Origin of the sequence: Agrobacterium larrymoorei, from assembly GCF_030819275.1 — a bacterium.
GTDB classification, from domain to species: domain Bacteria; phylum Pseudomonadota; class Alphaproteobacteria; order Rhizobiales; family Rhizobiaceae; genus Agrobacterium; species Agrobacterium larrymoorei_B.
The window spans coordinates 844,327-859,378 of record NZ_JAUTBL010000002.1; the positions used below are offsets into that span (position 1 = coordinate 844,327).

Genomic DNA, 15,052 nt, shown 5'->3' on the forward strand with positions numbered 1-15,052 from the left:
CTCGGACGGCGTTGTCCTTTTGGATAAGCGCCCATGAGACGTGTCAGCCTCAACGCCCGCTTGATGCAAGACGCCCAGGCACCGAGCGAAATCTATGTCGCGCTGTTTCAGATCGAGCACCCCGATCTTGAGAAACCCATTCGGCTATCGACTGACAACACCGAACGGCTTTCGAGCGACCCGCTTTATTATGGCACTCGCTCCAAGTGGCGCGGCGCGAACCCGATCAAAGAGCCGTTTCTCTGGATCATTGCTTCCGCCGTCATGCCGTCCGATCTCGATGATGCACCGGCGACTGCGCAAGTCGTTCTGGAAAATCTGGATCAGGAGATGGTCAATCTCGTGCGCTCGTTCACGTCTCCGGCGACGATCCACATGGCAGTGGTTCTGGCGTCGTCACCGAACCTGATCGAGGCTGAATACACTGATCTGAATATCGTTTCAGCTGACATCGATGCCGGGGAAATCTCGCTTTCCATCACGCGGGAAGAGATTGAGCTCGAATACGTGCCGGGTGGCCGAATGACCGCAAGAACGTTTCCGGGGATGCACAAATGAATTCGATGGCTCGCGTTACTGATCAGCATTGGAGCGACCGCTTTGTGGGTCTACCATACAAGGAATTCGGCCGCGATCGCGACGGCTGCGATTGCTGGGGGCTGGCGTGCACGATCTACCGCGAGGAGCTGGGCATCCGGCTTCCCGATTACCTGGGCTACGGTTCCGTCGAAGAGCATGGCGAGATCGCAGCGCTGGTTTCCGGCGCGACCTCGTCACCACTCTGGATACCCATATCAGGCACGGCGATCGCATTCGATATCTCTGTTTTCCGTCGCGGCCGACTTGATACCCATGTCGGGATCGTCGTGCATCACGGGCTGATGATCCATGTGGCCGAAGACGATTGCGCCAAGATCGAAAGTTACCGATCGGGCGCATGGGGGCACCGTCTAACGGGCACTTATCGGCACGTCGATATGATTTCGAGGGCGTTTTGATGAGCCCTCAAACCCAGCTCATACCGGTTTTGGCAGCCCCCATGATCGACCCGGCCGCAGGCCGGATCGACATGGCAATGCCTGTAGGATCGACTCTGGCCGAGATCGTTAGAGCAGCACTGCCGGAGCTATCTTCTAACGACTGGCACAACTGCCGCGTTGCGATCGTTAGCGAACGCGGCTCGATTATCGTTCCTGCAAAGCATTGGCATTCAGTTCGCCCTCGCGACGGCGCTCGCGTCGTCATCCGGCTAGTGCCCGGAAAGAACGCGCTCAAATCCATTCTTTCAATTGTTGTTGCCATTGCCGCCGTCGCCCTGGGGCAGTTCTGGGCCGTTCCGTTTGCAAGCGCGCTCGGCATCTCGACTGGCCTTGCTGCCGGTCTGATTGGCCTTGGCGTGACCGTCATCGGCAATCTGTTGATTAACGCCCTTATCCCCCCGCCAAAGCCACCGCAGACTTTGAACGCCGAAAACCGCTACAACATCACTGGTTGGCGAAATCGGTTTGAACCCGACACTGCCGTGCCTCTGCCACTCGGCACAATGCGCTATGCTCCACCTTTTGGCGCGTACACCTACAGCGAGATAGTGGGCGACTGGCAATATCTCCGCTGCCTTTTCTGCTTTGGCTACGGGCCGGTCAATCTCTCGGGATTTCAGATCGGCGACACCTCTCTGTCAGAGTATGACGAGGTCGAGCTAGAGGTGCGCGAAGGTCGCGCCGGTGATGCGCCGCTCTCGATGTTCCCGCGCCAGATCATTGAAGACACGATCGGCGCTGAATTGCTGATGCCGTATCCCCGCAATGATCTCGGCGACATCATCAGCGGCAGTCCTGCAAAGGAAGAACGCGTCGTTAGAACCACCGGTGCGGATGCCTCCGGAGCGAGCATCATTTTCGCATGGCCGAGTGGCCTTGTCAGATTTAACGACAAGGGCGAGCCCGGCAGTCACACCGTTACCATCCGCATCGAGCAGCGGCGTGTGGATGCTGAAGAATGGCAGCTCGTTAAAACCATCAATGTCAGCGCGCGTAAGCTGGAAGCATTTTACCGGCAGCACACATGGGATTTCCCTACCCGTGGCCGCTGGCAGGTCAGTTGCACCATGCTGACGGCAGAAACCAGCGATTCAAAAATCCAACAGCGCACGAGCTGGGCAGCGTTGCAGACGATCCGCCCGGAATACCCGCTTAATTTCCCGCATCCGCTCGCGGTTGTGGCGCTTCGCATCAAGGCGACGCACCAATTGAATGGGCAACTCGACAATTTCAACGCGCTCGTATCGAGACCCTGCCTCGATTACGATCATACCAATGGCCCATGGATCGAGCGCAACACCCGCAATCCTGCTTCGCTCTACCGCTATGTGCTCCAGTCGCCTGCCAATCCGAAGGCTGTTTCCGATACCGGGATCGATGAGGAGGCTTTGGCCGACTGGCATGATTTCTGCCGCATCAACGATCTGAAGTACGACCGCGTCATTGAAGAGAAGTCTACGACGCTCCGCGATCTGTTGACCGAGATTGCCGCCGCAGGTCGCGCCAGTCCGCGTCATGACGGGCTAAAATGGTCTGTTACCGTTGATCGGCCTGATAAGCTGTTGGTTGATCACATTAGCCCGCGCAACAGCTATGATCTGCGCATTTCCCGCTCCTACGTCCAGCCACCTGATGGCTTCCGCGTCTCGTTTCAGGACGCCACGAACGATTACAAAGCGGCGGAGCGCATTGTGCCATGGCCGGGAAAAGAGACGGCGGAGCTACTTCTCCTGGAAGAGCTTGAACTGCCGGGCAAGACCGACCCGGACGAAATCTATCTGGAAGCGCGCCGCCGCATGTATGAGGCGATGTACCGCCCTGACGTTTACACCGTCTCGCAAGACGGCCCTATCAGAGTCTCCACCCGTGGCGATCTGGTCCACCTCTCCAGCCATGTCATCAACCGAGTGCAGGTCGCAGCGCGGGTAAAATCGACCGACAGCCGCTTCATCGAAATCGATGAGAGCGTGACCATGGAGCCCGGCAAGAACTATGCGGTCCGCTTCCGGACTGGCATTACCGCCGACGACACGATCGGGACGTCGATCGTTAGAACTCTGGTTAAAACGCCGGGCGAAAAAAGCGTTCTGCTGGTCGAAGGCAAGGGCGACATGCCTGTCGCCGGTGACCTTCTCCATTTCGGGGAAGCGTCCACGGTTGATTACCCGGTGGTTGTTACGGGCGTCGAGGCCGGTGAAGACTTCTCGTCTCATCTTCGCCTGATCGACGCAGCGCCAATTATCGATGAACTGATCAACGCGGAAATTGTGCCGCCATGGTCGGGGCGAGCTGGCGCTGAGATCCCGGAAACGGCATCGCAACCGTCCGCGCCGCGCTTCACCTCGATACGATCGGGTTACTCTGGCACCGGCGCATTGAACCGCATCGACTATTTGCTCCAGGCCGGAACCGGTCCCGTACCCGCGTCCACATTCCAGGTTGATCATAGGGTGAACGGCGCGACGGCCTGGACAACGATCTCTATAGCCGTTGCAGATGGCGGCGGATCGGTGACGACCTATCAGAACGGTTCGACGGTCCAGATGCGCGCAAGGGCACTGTCTGCCGATGGAACGCCGGGACCTTATACCGCTACCATTACATTCAAGGTCGGTGGCGATGATCTCGCCATTCCTAACGCATTGCCATCGGGCATGATTTCCGTTGGCGCTCTGCTCGGAGCTGCGGTCATCCAGTTTTCCACCGGAGACGACGCCGGGATTTCCAGGGTGCAGGTCTACCGCTCTACCTCGTCTGTCCTTAACCGAGCGACCGACGCGGCAACACTTTTGGCCGTCCAACCGTCGCGCAGCTATTCCGCTCCTATCGGTGACACAACGCGCGAAAACCTGCTGACAAACGGCGCGATGGACAATGCCGGAACTTGGACGGCGGGAAGTGGCTGGAGCATAGCCAATGGAAAGGGCAGCAAATCGGCCGGAGCGGCAAGCGCTCTTTCTCAGCCACTCGCCGCAGAAAGCGGCAAGTTTTATCGGATCGCCTACTCACTCTCTGATGTCACGGCGGGCAATCTGACGCCGCAACTGCTTGGTGGATCGATGCGTGCAGGAACTGCGCGCAATGCCAACGGCATGTTTAGCGATCGCATCCAGGCCGTGACCGGGAACAACACATTCGCGCTTGCTGCCTCGTCAGCTTTCGCAGGTTCCGTCGATAACGCCGTTGCCTACCTCGAAACATCAACCTGCCTAGCGCAGGGCACCCATTATTTCTGGCTCGAACCCCAAAACGATGACGGCATTCCCGGACCGGTTTCCGGCCCGTTCTCCGTCATCATTCTGTGAGGATAACATGAACGCTATCGTCCCACCTGTCATGACGACAAACATCGCCTACCAGACTGCGGTTTCAGACGAAATTCTGGTCAACCGCGAAGGCTCGACCGCTGTGCAGGCCACCGGCGATCTTGCATTGCAACTGGCGGGCACGTCGCCGCTCGACCTCGCAGGGTTTCAAGCTCCGCTCTTTGCAACAGAGGTCTTGCTGAAGGCGGCACCTTTGGCAAACAAGGTTTCAGCGTGGGTCTTTGGTGATCCGGATCCGGAAAAGAACGGCATCTGGTCTTGGAACGGCAATGCTTGGGCTTGGACGCTGCCATTGCCATACTCAATGAGTGTTCTGCACAATCCGGGCGCCGGAACCCCTAACGCCATAATCGCCTCATCGAGCGTCCCGCTCGTCAAGGGGATGTTGGTGATCCTGCCCATCACTGTGACCACAACGGCATCGCCCGTCACGGTGAAGGTCAACAGCAAAACCTTTACACTCAAATCGCTGACAGGCGGTGACATCTTGCCAGGAAGCCTGTTGAAGGACATGCTTCTGCTCGCCCTCGTAGAGGGAAATGTGCTGCGGCTTGTAAGCGATCAAGCGAGTGCGGCGGTGGTCGCGCAGGCGCAAGCTGCCGCGCAGGTCGCTCTCGCGGCCGCTAACTCGCGCCTTGTCTTTAACAGTGTTGCAGCCTTCAAGGCCGCAAACATCGACGCGCTTATCCAGTCGGTCGAGGTGTTGGGCTTTTACGCTCCTGGTGATGGCGGTCGTCATACAAAATTCCGGATGGTGGCCGCGCCAAGCGTACAGGAACCTTGGCACGAGCAGAGCAACGACGGCGCTTGGTGGGAAATCAAAGAGCGCGAAGTGACGCCTCAGATGTTTGGAGCGAAGGCGGATGCGACAGACATCGGCGTCGGCACTGACGACACTGCATCCATTGAAAAGTGGAAGAAGTACCTTTCTGCCAATCTTCGCACCACCGGCGTTCTTAAGGGCGTGTATCGCTACAACCCAGCCACCGCATGGGATGTTGGCGCGCGAAATGATGGCTATTCGGTCGTAGGGCGGTCGAAAAACGGCGACGGCTTCTATCTCGACAACGGGAAGACTTTGGCGCTTGAGGCTGTGAACGGCTTTTATCATCGTTTCGAGCACGTCCATATTCGAGGCCGCGTGGCTGGTCCGGTTCTTCGGATCGGCAAGAACGACTTCAGCGACGCTTTCAACAGCTGCTCATTCATCCTTGTCGTCAACAACGACAGCCAGGATGACGCCGCTGAAGGAACACGTTTCAATTACGTCCTTCAGTCCGACGTTAATCTCGTTTCAAACTGCGGTGTGGCACCGGCAGACCGGGAGAACCGACCGCGCCTGGACACGGGAAAGCAATCGTCATCCGGCAAGCCTGCTTCAATACATTCCACCTTGCGGGAGGTCAGGCCAACATTGCCCTTTACCTGACTGCGGGCGCGATCTTCTCCAATACGTTCGTCTCCTTCGACGCCGAGGAAGTCAGCATTGGCATCAAATGCGATAGCCCGAGCGCCTCGCGAAACGCCTTTGAAGCCGGTCAGGTACTGGGGCAAACCACGTTCGATTTCACAGCAGGTAACGCCAATATCATCCGATCAGCTGTCAACCCGGCCTTCTATCCGGGCGGGTCGATCGGGGCCAATCTCGTGGGCGTGGAGATTGAGCGACTGGCTTTCACTGCGCAACTCGCTGACCCGGCGATGCCTGCCAGCGGAGTCTACTGGAAAAACACGTCCGGCTCCAAAGTGCAGGTGATGGTGTTTGCAGGCAACGTCGAACTGATCCAGGTGAAATCGCCAGACGGTGGCGTGAAAGATTTCAATCCGCAAGTCGCCGGGGAATCGAACACGATAGTTTTGCCGCCCAACTGGTCGATCGCCGTCACCTATTCCAATTCCAATAAACCGGCTTGGAGAATGTTCCCGATATGAGAGCCGCAACCCTCCTTCGCTCTAACGCAACCTGAAGAGAAACTCGCCATGACCGAACGCTTGAATTCCAATGCTGCAACATTTGACGGCGCTTCATTCAGCCCCGCAAACGATTTCACCGTCCAGGCAGACATTCCGTCCGGCTCGAAGGCCAAGGTCGAGGTAGAGGGCCGGGTTGACGCCAACGCGCCATGGGTGTCGTTAGGAAACATTATCGCAAGTACCTCTCCGCCGATACTCCGCTTTGCCCGCTGCCCGTTCGCGCGGGTACGACTGCTGCGCAATGATGACCTGAAGCAGATTAAGGCATGGAGCAGCGAATGACATCGCCGTTTTCCCTTCCACTTGCCATCGCGCTGCAACCACAGTCGCTGATGTTTCCACTCGCTATGGGCCGAGGGGTTAAATCTAGTGGGGTGAGGCCGTCGCTCCCGGCACCAGTTTATGGTCTCATCACGGCCACGGCTGACGGATCGACCGGGCAGAAATACACACTCAATGCGTCTTGGACTGACGTGCAGTGGTATCGCATGGCTCCGGCTTCCCCTTATGCGCTTACGGCAATAGCGGGCGCTACAGCGCTCAACTATGTCGCTCAGGCGGCGGATGAGTGGTATAGGCTTGCTGCACGCGGGAAGCTTAACGGCGTAGATGTGGCTGCCAAAGCTCTCCATGTAGTTTTGCCGCCGCCTATCATGCTCGAAAACTTCGAAAGCCTTTCCGGCTTCGTGGCGACTGCTGGCGCAGTTCTGACAATCGAGAATGCGGACGTTGCTAACGGATCTGGCAAACTGGTCGTCGAGGGAACCGGTGTGGCGAATACCGGCTTCACCAAGGCCGACATTGGAAGCTATGACCCCGCGAGTTGGGGAACCGTTGCCCAGTTCTTTGATGTGGGTTGGGGGCCGACTGAAAGCGCTACCATCGCGCTCAACTTTACACGCGGCTCCACCTCCTACCCTTCCGCCGTTTCCTACCCGCTTTCCCCTCTCTTCCAGACGCCCGCGCCGTTGTTTTACGGTAAAATGTGGTCATCGCGCCATATCAGCGAATTCGGCGGGCTGGATGCAGTCGGACCAGGCACGCTCGGCATTAAGCAGATTATGGCCGGTGCCAGCAGCAATCACTACTACGGCAAGAAATCAACAGATGCGCTCTTAGCTAAGGCTGGCGGCAGGCCTACAATCATCATCGGTTTTGATGATTGCTATGACACTCAGTACTCCATCGCCTTCCAGCGTATGAAGGCTCTGGGTATTGTTGCAGGGTGCGCCATCGCCAAAGACTACATCGATCAGCCTGATCGGCTGACCACAGCAATGTATCAGGAGATGTATGATAATGGGTGGGATGCGTATCTCAACACGACTGACGATGCGCCGCTGACCGGCAAAGGAAGCATTCAAGCCGCACTCGACAATCTCGAAGCAAACCGCCAGTTCTGCGTTTCGAAAGGATGGACAAGAGGCAATCGGTTCGGCGCAATACCTAACGGTAGCTATCAAAATGCGGCGACACGGCCAGCCACCACGATGACATCGACGGGAAACAACGTTGTCACGGTCGCTAGTGCCACAAACATCGTCGTCGGCATGACGATGGCTGGCTACGGCATCCCTGCCGATCTCACAGTCCAAGACGTGTCGGGAACGACGATAACGCTAAGCGGCAATGTCCCCTCCATGAATAACCGGGGTGTTAACTTCGTCGATCTCAGAAGCCCGTTCTCTTACACAAAACTACCCCTTGCGATGAAAGCCGCAGGTCATCTGATGTATCGCACGACACAGAACCGGGGCGGCTTCTTGACCCGTTTCGGGATCGGTGATCGCGGCGGTATTCTCACTCCCGGCAATGGATTATCGGGCATCACGCTCGATGCGATCAAAGCGATGATAGATTTGGCTATCCTACGGGGAGAGACAATAGAGCTTTACATTCATGGCATTAATTCGTCGGGCGGCGTCCATACCGACGAAGCCAAGTGGAACGGCGCGTTGGAATACATTGCTTCGAAGCGGGATGCAGGCGTAGCCGATCCAATGACCAAAAGCCAGGTCTATGCGCGTGACGGCGGCGCTTCAGTGCCAAAGCTGGCCGCCTAATTCAAAGGAGTATCCACCCGGTGAAAACCGGGTGGCCGGGGTGTTCAACGCACCCCAGCAACGGGCCTAAGTTTGGCGACCAGTCCCGTTAGACAGCACCTCACGATAACCGTCACACCCGTACCCTGCAGGGCGGGTTTTCTGTGACTGAGTCGTGGACTTTTTGACATGAAAAACATTCGTTGTGGCTCCTGTTCAGCCCTTCTTTTTAGGGCTGGACAGGGAGCCATCGCTAACACTATCGAAATCAAGTGCCGCCGTTGCGGCACGATGAACCACCTGAGGCCAGCAGAGCCCATCATTGACCGCCAGGAGCGGCCATTAGAGGAACTGCAAATTGGCCAAAAAGCCTGAACTACCCGCCTTGCCTTCAAAAGCGCCCGCGCATAACGGGCACAAGTACAAACCGCAGTGGGGCGTCATTCTCGTCTGCGCCTCCGAAGCGGAACAAGCGTCGCTCTATGACGCGCTCAACTCTCTCCGGAACTGCAAAATCAAAGTGGTGGTGGCATGAAAATTGACATCACCAACACCTGCCAGAACTTTGAAAGCTATCGTTCCGCAAGGGTGAAAAGCCTGTTCAACGTGGATGATGGAAGCCGGTTTGAAATGACGGCGGAGCTTCCGATCGAGGACACTGACTGGAGACTAGGGCTTGTCGTGGGGCCGTCTGGGTCTGGTAAAACCACGCTCGGCCGCCACATTTTCGGCAGGGACAAAACCGCCGCAATCGAATGGCCGATCGACCGGCCGATCATTGATGCGATCGACCCGGAAGGTTCCTTCGATAATGCCACTGCCGCGCTATCGGCCGTTGGCTTGGGATCAGTGCCGAGTTGGCTACGGCCGCATTCGGTTCTCTCTAACGGTGAGCGTTTCCGGGCCGATCTTGCGCGCCTCATTTGCGAACGGCCGAGCGAAGTCGTCATTGACGAATTCACGTCGGTCGTTGACCGGCAAATCGCTCGCATCGGTGCCCTCGCTTTCGGCAAAGCGTGGCGGCGAACTGGCGGTCGGGCTGCTCTCCTGTCCTGCCATTACGACATCATTGATTGGCTCGATCCCGATTGGATTTTCGACACAGCGACAGGTGTTTTCACCGGGAGGTTAGATCGGCGACGTCCCTCGATCACAATGGAAATCCGCAAGACCGACTGGAGATGGTGGCGCTATTTTGAACCGCATCACTATCTGAAACTCCCGCTGATGATTGCTGCCGATTGTTACGTTGCTTTCGTCAACGGGGAGCCGGTGGCACACCTCGCGGTGTCCACCCGGCCGGGCCTCGTAGAGGCTCGCGCCTGCCGCCTCGTCGTCATGCCAGAGTGGCAAGGGGCGGGTGTCGGGACGCGGTTTCTCAACGCGGTTTGCGCGGCATGGCGTAGAGGTGAAAACCGATATGAAAAGCCCATGCCGACGCTCTTCCACACTTCACATCCGGGCCTCGCCGCAGCACTGCGGCGCGACCCACTTTGGACGCAGGTTTCCGGTGTTCTCTACGGCGGCCGAAAGGGCGCGACGGAGAAGGAACTCGGCCGTGGGAACTCGACGAAGTCGGGCTATGGCGGTCACTTCCGCGCCGTCCAGGGTTTCAGATACATCGAAGGGGTAGAGGTGCGAGAATGCGCATAGCGTTGATTGGACAGAAGTGGATCGGAGCGCAGGTTTTGGACGCGATCGGCGGCGCTGCTGCGGTGCAGATCGTAGCAGCACCTGACAAGGAAGACAGACTAGCGGCGGCAGCGGAGAAGGCGGGCATTAAGACATTCATCTATGGCGGGCGGGGATTGAATGATCTCGTTTTGCCAGAGCCCGTCGATATGCTGATCACGGCCGGTTCCTTCGCGTTTGTCCCGGAAAGCCTTCGGGCAAGCGCTAAGTGGTGTGTGGGCTATCATCCGTCACTCCTTCCCCTCTATAAGGGCAAGCGTGCGATCGAGGACGCGATCCAGGCAGGGGAAAGCGTGACAGGCGGATCAGTCTATCACTTGACCGGGGACATGGACGCTGGCGACATTGTGTTTCAGGATTGGTGCTTCATTCGCAAGGGCGATACACCAGCTGAAATCTGGCGACGGTGCCTCGCGCCGCTTGGTGTAGAATTGCTCGCCAGAACCGTTGACCATCTGGAGAGTTATGGTTTCGTACCCGCCACTGCGCAGGGCGAACTTGTCTAGTCTTTAAAGAGCCTTAAATGTCACCTCAATGCGGGCTTAAAGGCCCGCATTTTTGTTGGACGTGAGATGAGCCAAAATCTTGATGAACTGAGCATGCAAATCCGCATCGCCATAATGGTGAGCCCGATGACGTTTCTACGAGCATTCGCGGGCACGGGTGTTCGTCGGCGGCGGCAGTCCATCGGTTCGTTAGAGATTGGCGAGCGCGTATCAAAGAACGTTAGCGCTATGTTCCGCTTCTACGAAAACGGGCGGCGTGTAGAGCGTGAGGAGTTGGCGGACTTTCTAGCCCAACACCTGCTCGCTGTTCCAGACGCCACCGCTAAGCAGGTGACGGATAAGAGCCCGGATGTTCGTGGGGAAGCGATCGACGCGGTCGCCGTCGGCCTCATCAGGGCGCTGGAAGCAAATTGGACGATCAGTTACGAGCCGCCAACACCGGTGCTACCGGGCCAGGGCGTTAAGTTTCACGGGTAAGAGCCGGGCTTGGTTTCTCGAAAGGCGCAATTCGTGCCGCTTTTCGTTTTGGCGTCCGAAAGCTAGCGCCGATTTGTCCAGAAGGCTGCGCCGCGCCACATTTCCAAAGATCTGTAAGGCCTCGTATGGGAGCCGTTCTCACTGCTTGCAAAGGCTTAAAAGGAAACCGAAAAGTCCAAGTTTAGGTCGCTGATTTTCCTTTGGAAAATCACCCGAATGTGACTTCTTTTTGCCACGCGAAGCCTGCATCTTCATCTCTGTTCGACTCGGTGTGCCGCCCGGCACGCATGCGCGTGTCGTGGCAACGATGCGGTACGGCGAACAACCACCCTCCGGTGCCACCGGAACAAGGAGAGAGACATGAAATTCAAGACGATTGCCGCATCCATTCTCATAGGCTGTCTTTGCGCCGGAGCGGTTTCCGCTGCCGGCGAGGTTGAAAAGCGCGAAGGCTTGATGAAGCAGATCGGCGGCGCCATGGGTGCGCTCGGCGCGATCGCCAAAGGTGAAAAGCCCTACGACGCCGAGGCCGTGAAGACCGCTGTCACCACCATCAGTACCAACGCCAAGGCGTTCCCGGATCAGTTCCCGGCTGGCTCCGAGGGAGGCGCTGCGTCGCCTGCCATCTGGCAGAACTTTGCGGACTTCAAGGCAAAGTCGGAAAAGCTCGGTGCGGATGCCGATGCAGTTCTCGCACAGCTGCCAACCGATCAGGCCAGCACGGGTGCTGCCCTGAAGACGCTCGGTGCCGATTGCAGCTCCTGCCATCAGGCCTATCGCGTGAAGAAGTAAGACAGCCAGGACAAGCCCGTCGGTTCAGCGGCGGGCTATTCTTTTTATCATGTTTTATCGATAGCGGAGAGGCGGATGGCGTCCATCTGGGCAAAGCTGGCAGGCGGGGTTGCGGTCGCAGGTCTTGCCGGTTTCGGCATTTTCATGTGGGTGACGGCACCTGAGCGCCAACCGCCAAGCCATTGGGCCAATCTGGGTGAGCCCGATCTTGCCAATGGCGAGACGCTGTTTTGGGCGGGCGGATGTGCAAGCTGTCATGCTGCCCCGAATGCCAGCGGCGATGCCTTGAAGACGCTGTCCGGTGGTCAGGCCTTGCCAAGCCCCTTCGGCACCTTCCACGTGCCCAATATTTCACCTGATCCGCAGCACGGCATCGGAAGCTGGACGGTGGCCGAGTTCGGCGACGCCATGACCCGAGGCGTGGGAAAGAATGGCGAACATCTCTATCCTTCCTTCCCCTATACGTCCTATGCGCGCATGACAGCGCAGGATATCAACGATCTCTTCGGCTACCTGAAGACGTTGCCTGCCAGCACCAATGACGCGCCGCCTCACGATTTGCCATTCCCGCTCGATATGCGACTGGCTCTCGGCGGCTGGAAGTTCCTTTATTTCGACAAGGGCGCGCCGCGCGTGCAGCTTGCCAATGCCGGCATGGATGTGGCGCGCGGCCAATATCTGGTGGAAGGCCCAGGCCATTGCGGCGAATGCCACACGCCACGCACGGCGCTTGGCGGGCTGATCGCGGATAAGTGGCTGGCAGGCGGCCCAAACCCGGAAGGCGAGGGGACGATCCCCGACATCACGCCGGGTTCGCAAGCCATCGGCTCCTGGACCGTTGCCGATATAGCCAACTATCTCGAAACCGGTTTTACACCGGAGTTCGACAGCGTCGGTGGTTCGATGGTCAAGGTGCAGCAGAATATGGCCAAGCTCTCCGCCGAAGATCGCAATGCAATCGCCGCTTATCTCAAGGCCGTTCCGGCGCGTTGACATCATGAAAGCGGGAGGCCACGCTTCCCGCATTGACTCTCCACAACCGCTGACTGATAACAGAGGCGTGATGGTCTTTCCGGATATGCCGGAAAGTGAAAAGGGAATACGATAGGAGCTCTGCTCTCATTCGTGGCTGCCCCCGCAACTGTGAGCGGCGAGCCTGAAAACGAAATCCACTGATGCTGATTTTGGCATCGGGAAGGTGTTTTCAAGGCTGCGACCCGCGAGCCAGGAGACCTGCCATCGCGAAGTGTCGTCAATGCCGGCGGGGTGTCCGGAAGAGCACGGTTTTCGGGTTGGCGTCATCCGTCCGAAAAGCCCTGTTTGTCTTTCCCCGTGGTGAATGTTGAATGCGTGCGTCCTGCTGCTTGAGAGCGGTGCGCCGCTGAAAAAGAGGGTCACCATGTCTATCCAACAGAACACGGCGTCGAGCGCCGTTTCCTCCACCACATCGAAACTCTTGCAGGCGCTGAGTGCTGTTGCACTTGGTTTGTTCATTGTCGGTTTCGTCGGCTTCTCGCATGTCGAGGCCATGCATAATGCGGCGCATGATACGCGCCACGCCAACGCTTTCCCCTGCCATTGAGGGGACATAAGATGCCGTTTTTCAGAAACATTGTCTTTACCGCTGTCCTCGTGGGACTGATAGCGGGGCTTGCCGTCAGCGCCATGCAGGCGGTTGGCACAACGCCATTGATCCTCCAGGCGGAAACCTTCGAAAGCGCCGGTGGCGAGGCAGGTCACTCCCATGATGCGGCCACACCCGCCGATCACCATCATGACGCGGAAGCCTGGACGCCGGCAGATGGTTTCGAGCGCAATGCCTACTACCGTGGCCGCTAACGTGCTGACGGCCATCGGCTATGCGCTGGTGCTCACCGGTCTGATCTCGCTTCGCGGCTCTCAGGGCGGTTGGCGCGAAGGTCTCTTCTGGGGGCTCGCCGGCTTTGCTGTCGTCATGCTGGCGCCGATGATCGGTTTGCCGCCAGAACTGCCGGGCAGCCCTGCTGCCGATCTTGGTGCGCGTCAGGCCTGGTGGATTGCAACCGCTGCCGCGACTGCCGGGGGCATTGCGCTTCTGGCCTTCCGCCGCTCGGAGCCCTGGGCGGTGATCCTTGCCGTCGTCTTGATCGTCGCGCCGCACGTCGTCGGTGCGCCATTGCCGCCTGCGGGTGAACATGCGCTGGCGCCTCTGCCGCTGGAACGCCGCTTCGTCGTGCTTGCAACAGTCACCAGCTTCGTCTTCTGGCTGATCCTCGGCTCGTTGAGCGGGCTGTTCCTCAAGCGCTTCGAGGCTGCAAAGTAAAAATGATGGCGGGTCAAAACGCAGTCGATTGGAGCCATGAACTCGATTGCCTGCGTTTTTCCGTCCCCGGTCATGGCGCGCTTTGCGCCATGCACCGCCTCGCTTTCAAAGCGCTGATGACTGAGGTGCCGACGGAAGAGACCTGTCGCGCTTACTTTATCGCAAACCGCGAGATGTTTCTTGCCGCTGCCCGCAACAAGATCGAGCGGATGAACATCCCTTTCGAACGCAGCCTTCATATCAACAGCCGCGATCTTCGCCGATCAATGTCGGCAGAAGGCGCGCAAGGGCCGGCGCGTCTCTGCCGTGTTCTGGATCGTTAAGTCGGCAAGTGCTCCGCAGAAAATACCGACAGTTCCGCGTCGGCTTCCGATCCCCACAGGCTAAGAGCTTTCAGCACTTCCTTAGCGAAACTGACCGGTGAATTGCCGGGCGCGGTGACAACACCCTGATCGCTGACGGCTTGTGGCTGATCGCGATAGAGCGCTCCTCCCTCATAGGCACCATACTTTTGATGCGACGCCAGCGCGTTGCCGGTATGGGCCACATTGTTCAAGATGCCTGTCCCGGCGAGCGCGCTGGCCGCGGCGCAGATGCCTGCAACCACGCGGCCTCGCGCCCGAAAGCGATGGACCAGATCGCTAAAATCGGGCGCGACGCCCTTTTCCCAACTCATGCCGCCCGGAATGACAAGCGCGTCGATCATCTCCGGGTCGAGAGCATCATAGGACGTTTCCGGCATCACTTTGAACCCGCCCATCGAAATCACGGGCTGGCCGTCAGGTGAAGCGGTGACGATCTCCACGCCGAGATAACTGCGGGCCGCAGCGACAAGCAGTGCAGGTTCCCAGTCGGCGAAGTCTTGCGTCAGCGCAATGGCAATACGAGTCATGTCATTCTC

General features: G+C 58.2%; 17 protein-coding genes, 1 pseudogene and 1 riboswitch. Of the genes and pseudogenes, 17 read left to right on the plus strand and 1 reads right to left on the minus strand.

Translation table 11 applies throughout. The features are described from left to right. Positions 1–33 precede the first annotated feature (33 nt). The 17 genes and pseudogenes from QE408_RS12660 to QE408_RS12735 all read left to right on the plus strand — a co-directional run bounded on the left by QE408_RS12660 (position 34) and on the right by QE408_RS12735 (position 14,474). A complete protein-coding gene (locus QE408_RS12660) occupies positions 34–558 on the plus strand; it encodes a hypothetical protein (RefSeq protein ID WP_306931635.1) in 525 nt (174 codons plus the stop codon). Then, positions 555–998 (plus strand): NlpC/P60 family protein, encoded by a 444-nt coding sequence (locus tag QE408_RS12665; RefSeq protein ID WP_306931638.1) that lies wholly within the window; start codon positions 555–557, stop codon positions 996–998. Before QE408_RS12660 ends, QE408_RS12665 begins: the two co-directional genes overlap by 4 nt. Beyond that, positions 998–4,345: a TipJ family phage tail tip protein gene (gene gpJ, locus QE408_RS12670; RefSeq protein WP_306931640.1), complete on the plus strand. Its 3,348-nt coding sequence runs from the start codon at positions 998–1,000 to the stop codon at positions 4,343–4,345. The genes QE408_RS12665 and gpJ overlap by 1 nt, the downstream gene beginning before the upstream one ends. Before the next feature lie 7 nt (positions 4,346–4,352). Beyond that, positions 4,353–5,795 (plus strand): hypothetical protein, encoded by a 1,443-nt coding sequence (locus QE408_RS12675; protein ID WP_306931642.1) that lies wholly within the window; start codon positions 4,353–4,355, stop codon positions 5,793–5,795. Positions 5,796–6,013: 218 nt separating this feature from the next. Next, positions 6,014–6,298 carry a hypothetical protein gene (locus QE408_RS12680; RefSeq protein WP_306931644.1) on the plus strand — a complete coding sequence of 95 codons (285 nt, stop codon included), beginning with the start codon at positions 6,014–6,016 and terminating at the stop codon, positions 6,296–6,298. 48 nt (positions 6,299–6,346) lie between these two features. Then, positions 6,347–6,622, plus strand: a complete 276-nt coding sequence (locus QE408_RS12685) for a hypothetical protein (RefSeq protein WP_306931646.1) — start codon at positions 6,347–6,349, stop codon at positions 6,620–6,622. After that, the gene (locus QE408_RS12690; RefSeq protein ID WP_306931647.1) at positions 6,619–8,403 is read left to right on the plus strand and encodes a hypothetical protein; all 1,785 of its coding nucleotides are present in this window, start codon (positions 6,619–6,621) and stop codon (positions 8,401–8,403) included. The genes QE408_RS12685 and QE408_RS12690 overlap by 4 nt, the downstream gene beginning before the upstream one ends. A gap of 168 nt (positions 8,404–8,571) precedes the next feature. Next, positions 8,572–8,757: a Com family DNA-binding transcriptional regulator gene (locus QE408_RS23000; protein ID WP_373465546.1), complete on the plus strand. Its 186-nt coding sequence runs from the start codon at positions 8,572–8,574 to the stop codon at positions 8,755–8,757. Next, positions 8,741–8,917, plus strand: a complete 177-nt coding sequence (locus QE408_RS12695; protein WP_306931649.1) for a hypothetical protein — start codon at positions 8,741–8,743, stop codon at positions 8,915–8,917. Before QE408_RS23000 ends, QE408_RS12695 begins: the two co-directional genes overlap by 17 nt. Then, positions 8,914–10,035, plus strand: a complete 1,122-nt coding sequence (locus QE408_RS12700) for a GNAT family N-acetyltransferase (RefSeq protein ID WP_306931651.1) — start codon at positions 8,914–8,916, stop codon at positions 10,033–10,035. The genes QE408_RS12695 and QE408_RS12700 overlap by 4 nt, the downstream gene beginning before the upstream one ends. Continuing rightward, positions 10,026–10,580 carry a formyltransferase family protein gene (locus tag QE408_RS12705; protein WP_306931652.1) on the plus strand — a complete coding sequence of 185 codons (555 nt, stop codon included), beginning with the start codon at positions 10,026–10,028 and terminating at the stop codon, positions 10,578–10,580. Before QE408_RS12700 ends, QE408_RS12705 begins: the two co-directional genes overlap by 10 nt. 66 nt (positions 10,581–10,646) lie before the next feature. Continuing rightward, positions 10,647–11,057, plus strand: a complete 411-nt coding sequence (locus tag QE408_RS12710; RefSeq protein ID WP_306931655.1) for a hypothetical protein — start codon at positions 10,647–10,649, stop codon at positions 11,055–11,057. Positions 11,058–11,417: 360 nt separating this feature from the next. After that, complete coding sequence (locus QE408_RS12715) at positions 11,418–11,849, plus strand: c-type cytochrome (RefSeq protein ID WP_062425799.1); 432 nt, start codon at positions 11,418–11,420, stop codon at positions 11,847–11,849. Between the two features lie 75 nt (positions 11,850–11,924). Further along, positions 11,925–12,842 carry a cytochrome c gene (locus QE408_RS12720; protein WP_306931657.1) on the plus strand — a complete coding sequence of 306 codons (918 nt, stop codon included), beginning with the start codon at positions 11,925–11,927 and terminating at the stop codon, positions 12,840–12,842. A gap of 54 nt (positions 12,843–12,896) precedes the next feature. Beyond that, positions 12,897–13,104, plus strand: a riboswitch (cobalamin riboswitch). 144 nt (positions 13,105–13,248) lie between these two features. Then, positions 13,249–13,431, plus strand: coding sequence for a CbtB domain-containing protein (locus tag QE408_RS12725; RefSeq protein ID WP_082447245.1), 183 nt, complete (start codon positions 13,249–13,251; stop codon positions 13,429–13,431). A gap of 11 nt (positions 13,432–13,442) precedes the next feature. Then, a pseudogene (locus QE408_RS12730) lies at positions 13,443–14,151 on the plus strand (CbtA family protein). A gap of 2 nt (positions 14,152–14,153) precedes the next feature. Further along, the gene (locus tag QE408_RS12735; protein WP_306931658.1) at positions 14,154–14,474 is read left to right on the plus strand and encodes a hypothetical protein; all 321 of its coding nucleotides are present in this window, start codon (positions 14,154–14,156) and stop codon (positions 14,472–14,474) included. On the opposite strand, the gene QE408_RS12740 is transcribed toward QE408_RS12735, so the two are convergent. Next, positions 14,471–15,043: a type 1 glutamine amidotransferase family protein gene (locus QE408_RS12740; protein ID WP_306931660.1), complete on the minus strand. Its 573-nt coding sequence runs from the start codon at positions 15,041–15,043 to the stop codon at positions 14,471–14,473. The genes QE408_RS12735 and QE408_RS12740 overlap by 4 nt on opposite strands. Between the last annotated feature and the right edge of the window lie 9 nt (positions 15,044–15,052).

Excerpts from the sequence above, each read along its gene's own strand:
- QE408_RS12720 (WP_306931657.1), top strand. The coding sequence starts at position 11,925 with ATGGCGTCCATCTGGGCAAAGCTGGCAGGCGGGGTTGCGGTCGCAGGT.
- QE408_RS12685 (WP_306931646.1), top strand. The coding sequence starts at position 6,347 with ATGACCGAACGCTTGAATTCCAATGCTGCAACATTTGACGGCGCTTCA.
- QE408_RS12725 (WP_082447245.1), top strand. The coding sequence starts at position 13,249 with ATGTCTATCCAACAGAACACGGCGTCGAGCGCCGTTTCCTCCACCACA.
- QE408_RS12700 (WP_306931651.1), top strand. The coding sequence starts at position 8,914 with ATGAAAATTGACATCACCAACACCTGCCAGAACTTTGAAAGCTATCGT.
- gpJ (WP_306931640.1), top strand. The coding sequence starts at position 998 with ATGAGCCCTCAAACCCAGCTCATACCGGTTTTGGCAGCCCCCATGATC.
- QE408_RS12735 (WP_306931658.1), top strand. The coding sequence starts at position 14,154 with ATGATGGCGGGTCAAAACGCAGTCGATTGGAGCCATGAACTCGATTGC.
- QE408_RS12705 (WP_306931652.1), top strand. The coding sequence starts at position 10,026 with ATGCGCATAGCGTTGATTGGACAGAAGTGGATCGGAGCGCAGGTTTTG.
- QE408_RS12660 (WP_306931635.1), top strand. The coding sequence starts at position 34 with ATGAGACGTGTCAGCCTCAACGCCCGCTTGATGCAAGACGCCCAGGCA.
- QE408_RS12740 (WP_306931660.1), bottom strand. The coding sequence starts at position 15,043 with ATGACTCGTATTGCCATTGCGCTGACGCAAGACTTCGCCGACTGGGAA.
- QE408_RS12665 (WP_306931638.1), top strand. The coding sequence starts at position 555 with ATGAATTCGATGGCTCGCGTTACTGATCAGCATTGGAGCGACCGCTTT.
- QE408_RS12715 (WP_062425799.1), top strand. The coding sequence starts at position 11,418 with ATGAAATTCAAGACGATTGCCGCATCCATTCTCATAGGCTGTCTTTGC.
- QE408_RS12710 (WP_306931655.1), top strand. The coding sequence starts at position 10,647 with ATGAGCCAAAATCTTGATGAACTGAGCATGCAAATCCGCATCGCCATA.
- QE408_RS23000 (WP_373465546.1), top strand. The coding sequence starts at position 8,572 with ATGAAAAACATTCGTTGTGGCTCCTGTTCAGCCCTTCTTTTTAGGGCT.
- QE408_RS12690 (WP_306931647.1), top strand. The coding sequence starts at position 6,619 with ATGACATCGCCGTTTTCCCTTCCACTTGCCATCGCGCTGCAACCACAG.
- QE408_RS12675 (WP_306931642.1), top strand. The coding sequence starts at position 4,353 with ATGAACGCTATCGTCCCACCTGTCATGACGACAAACATCGCCTACCAG.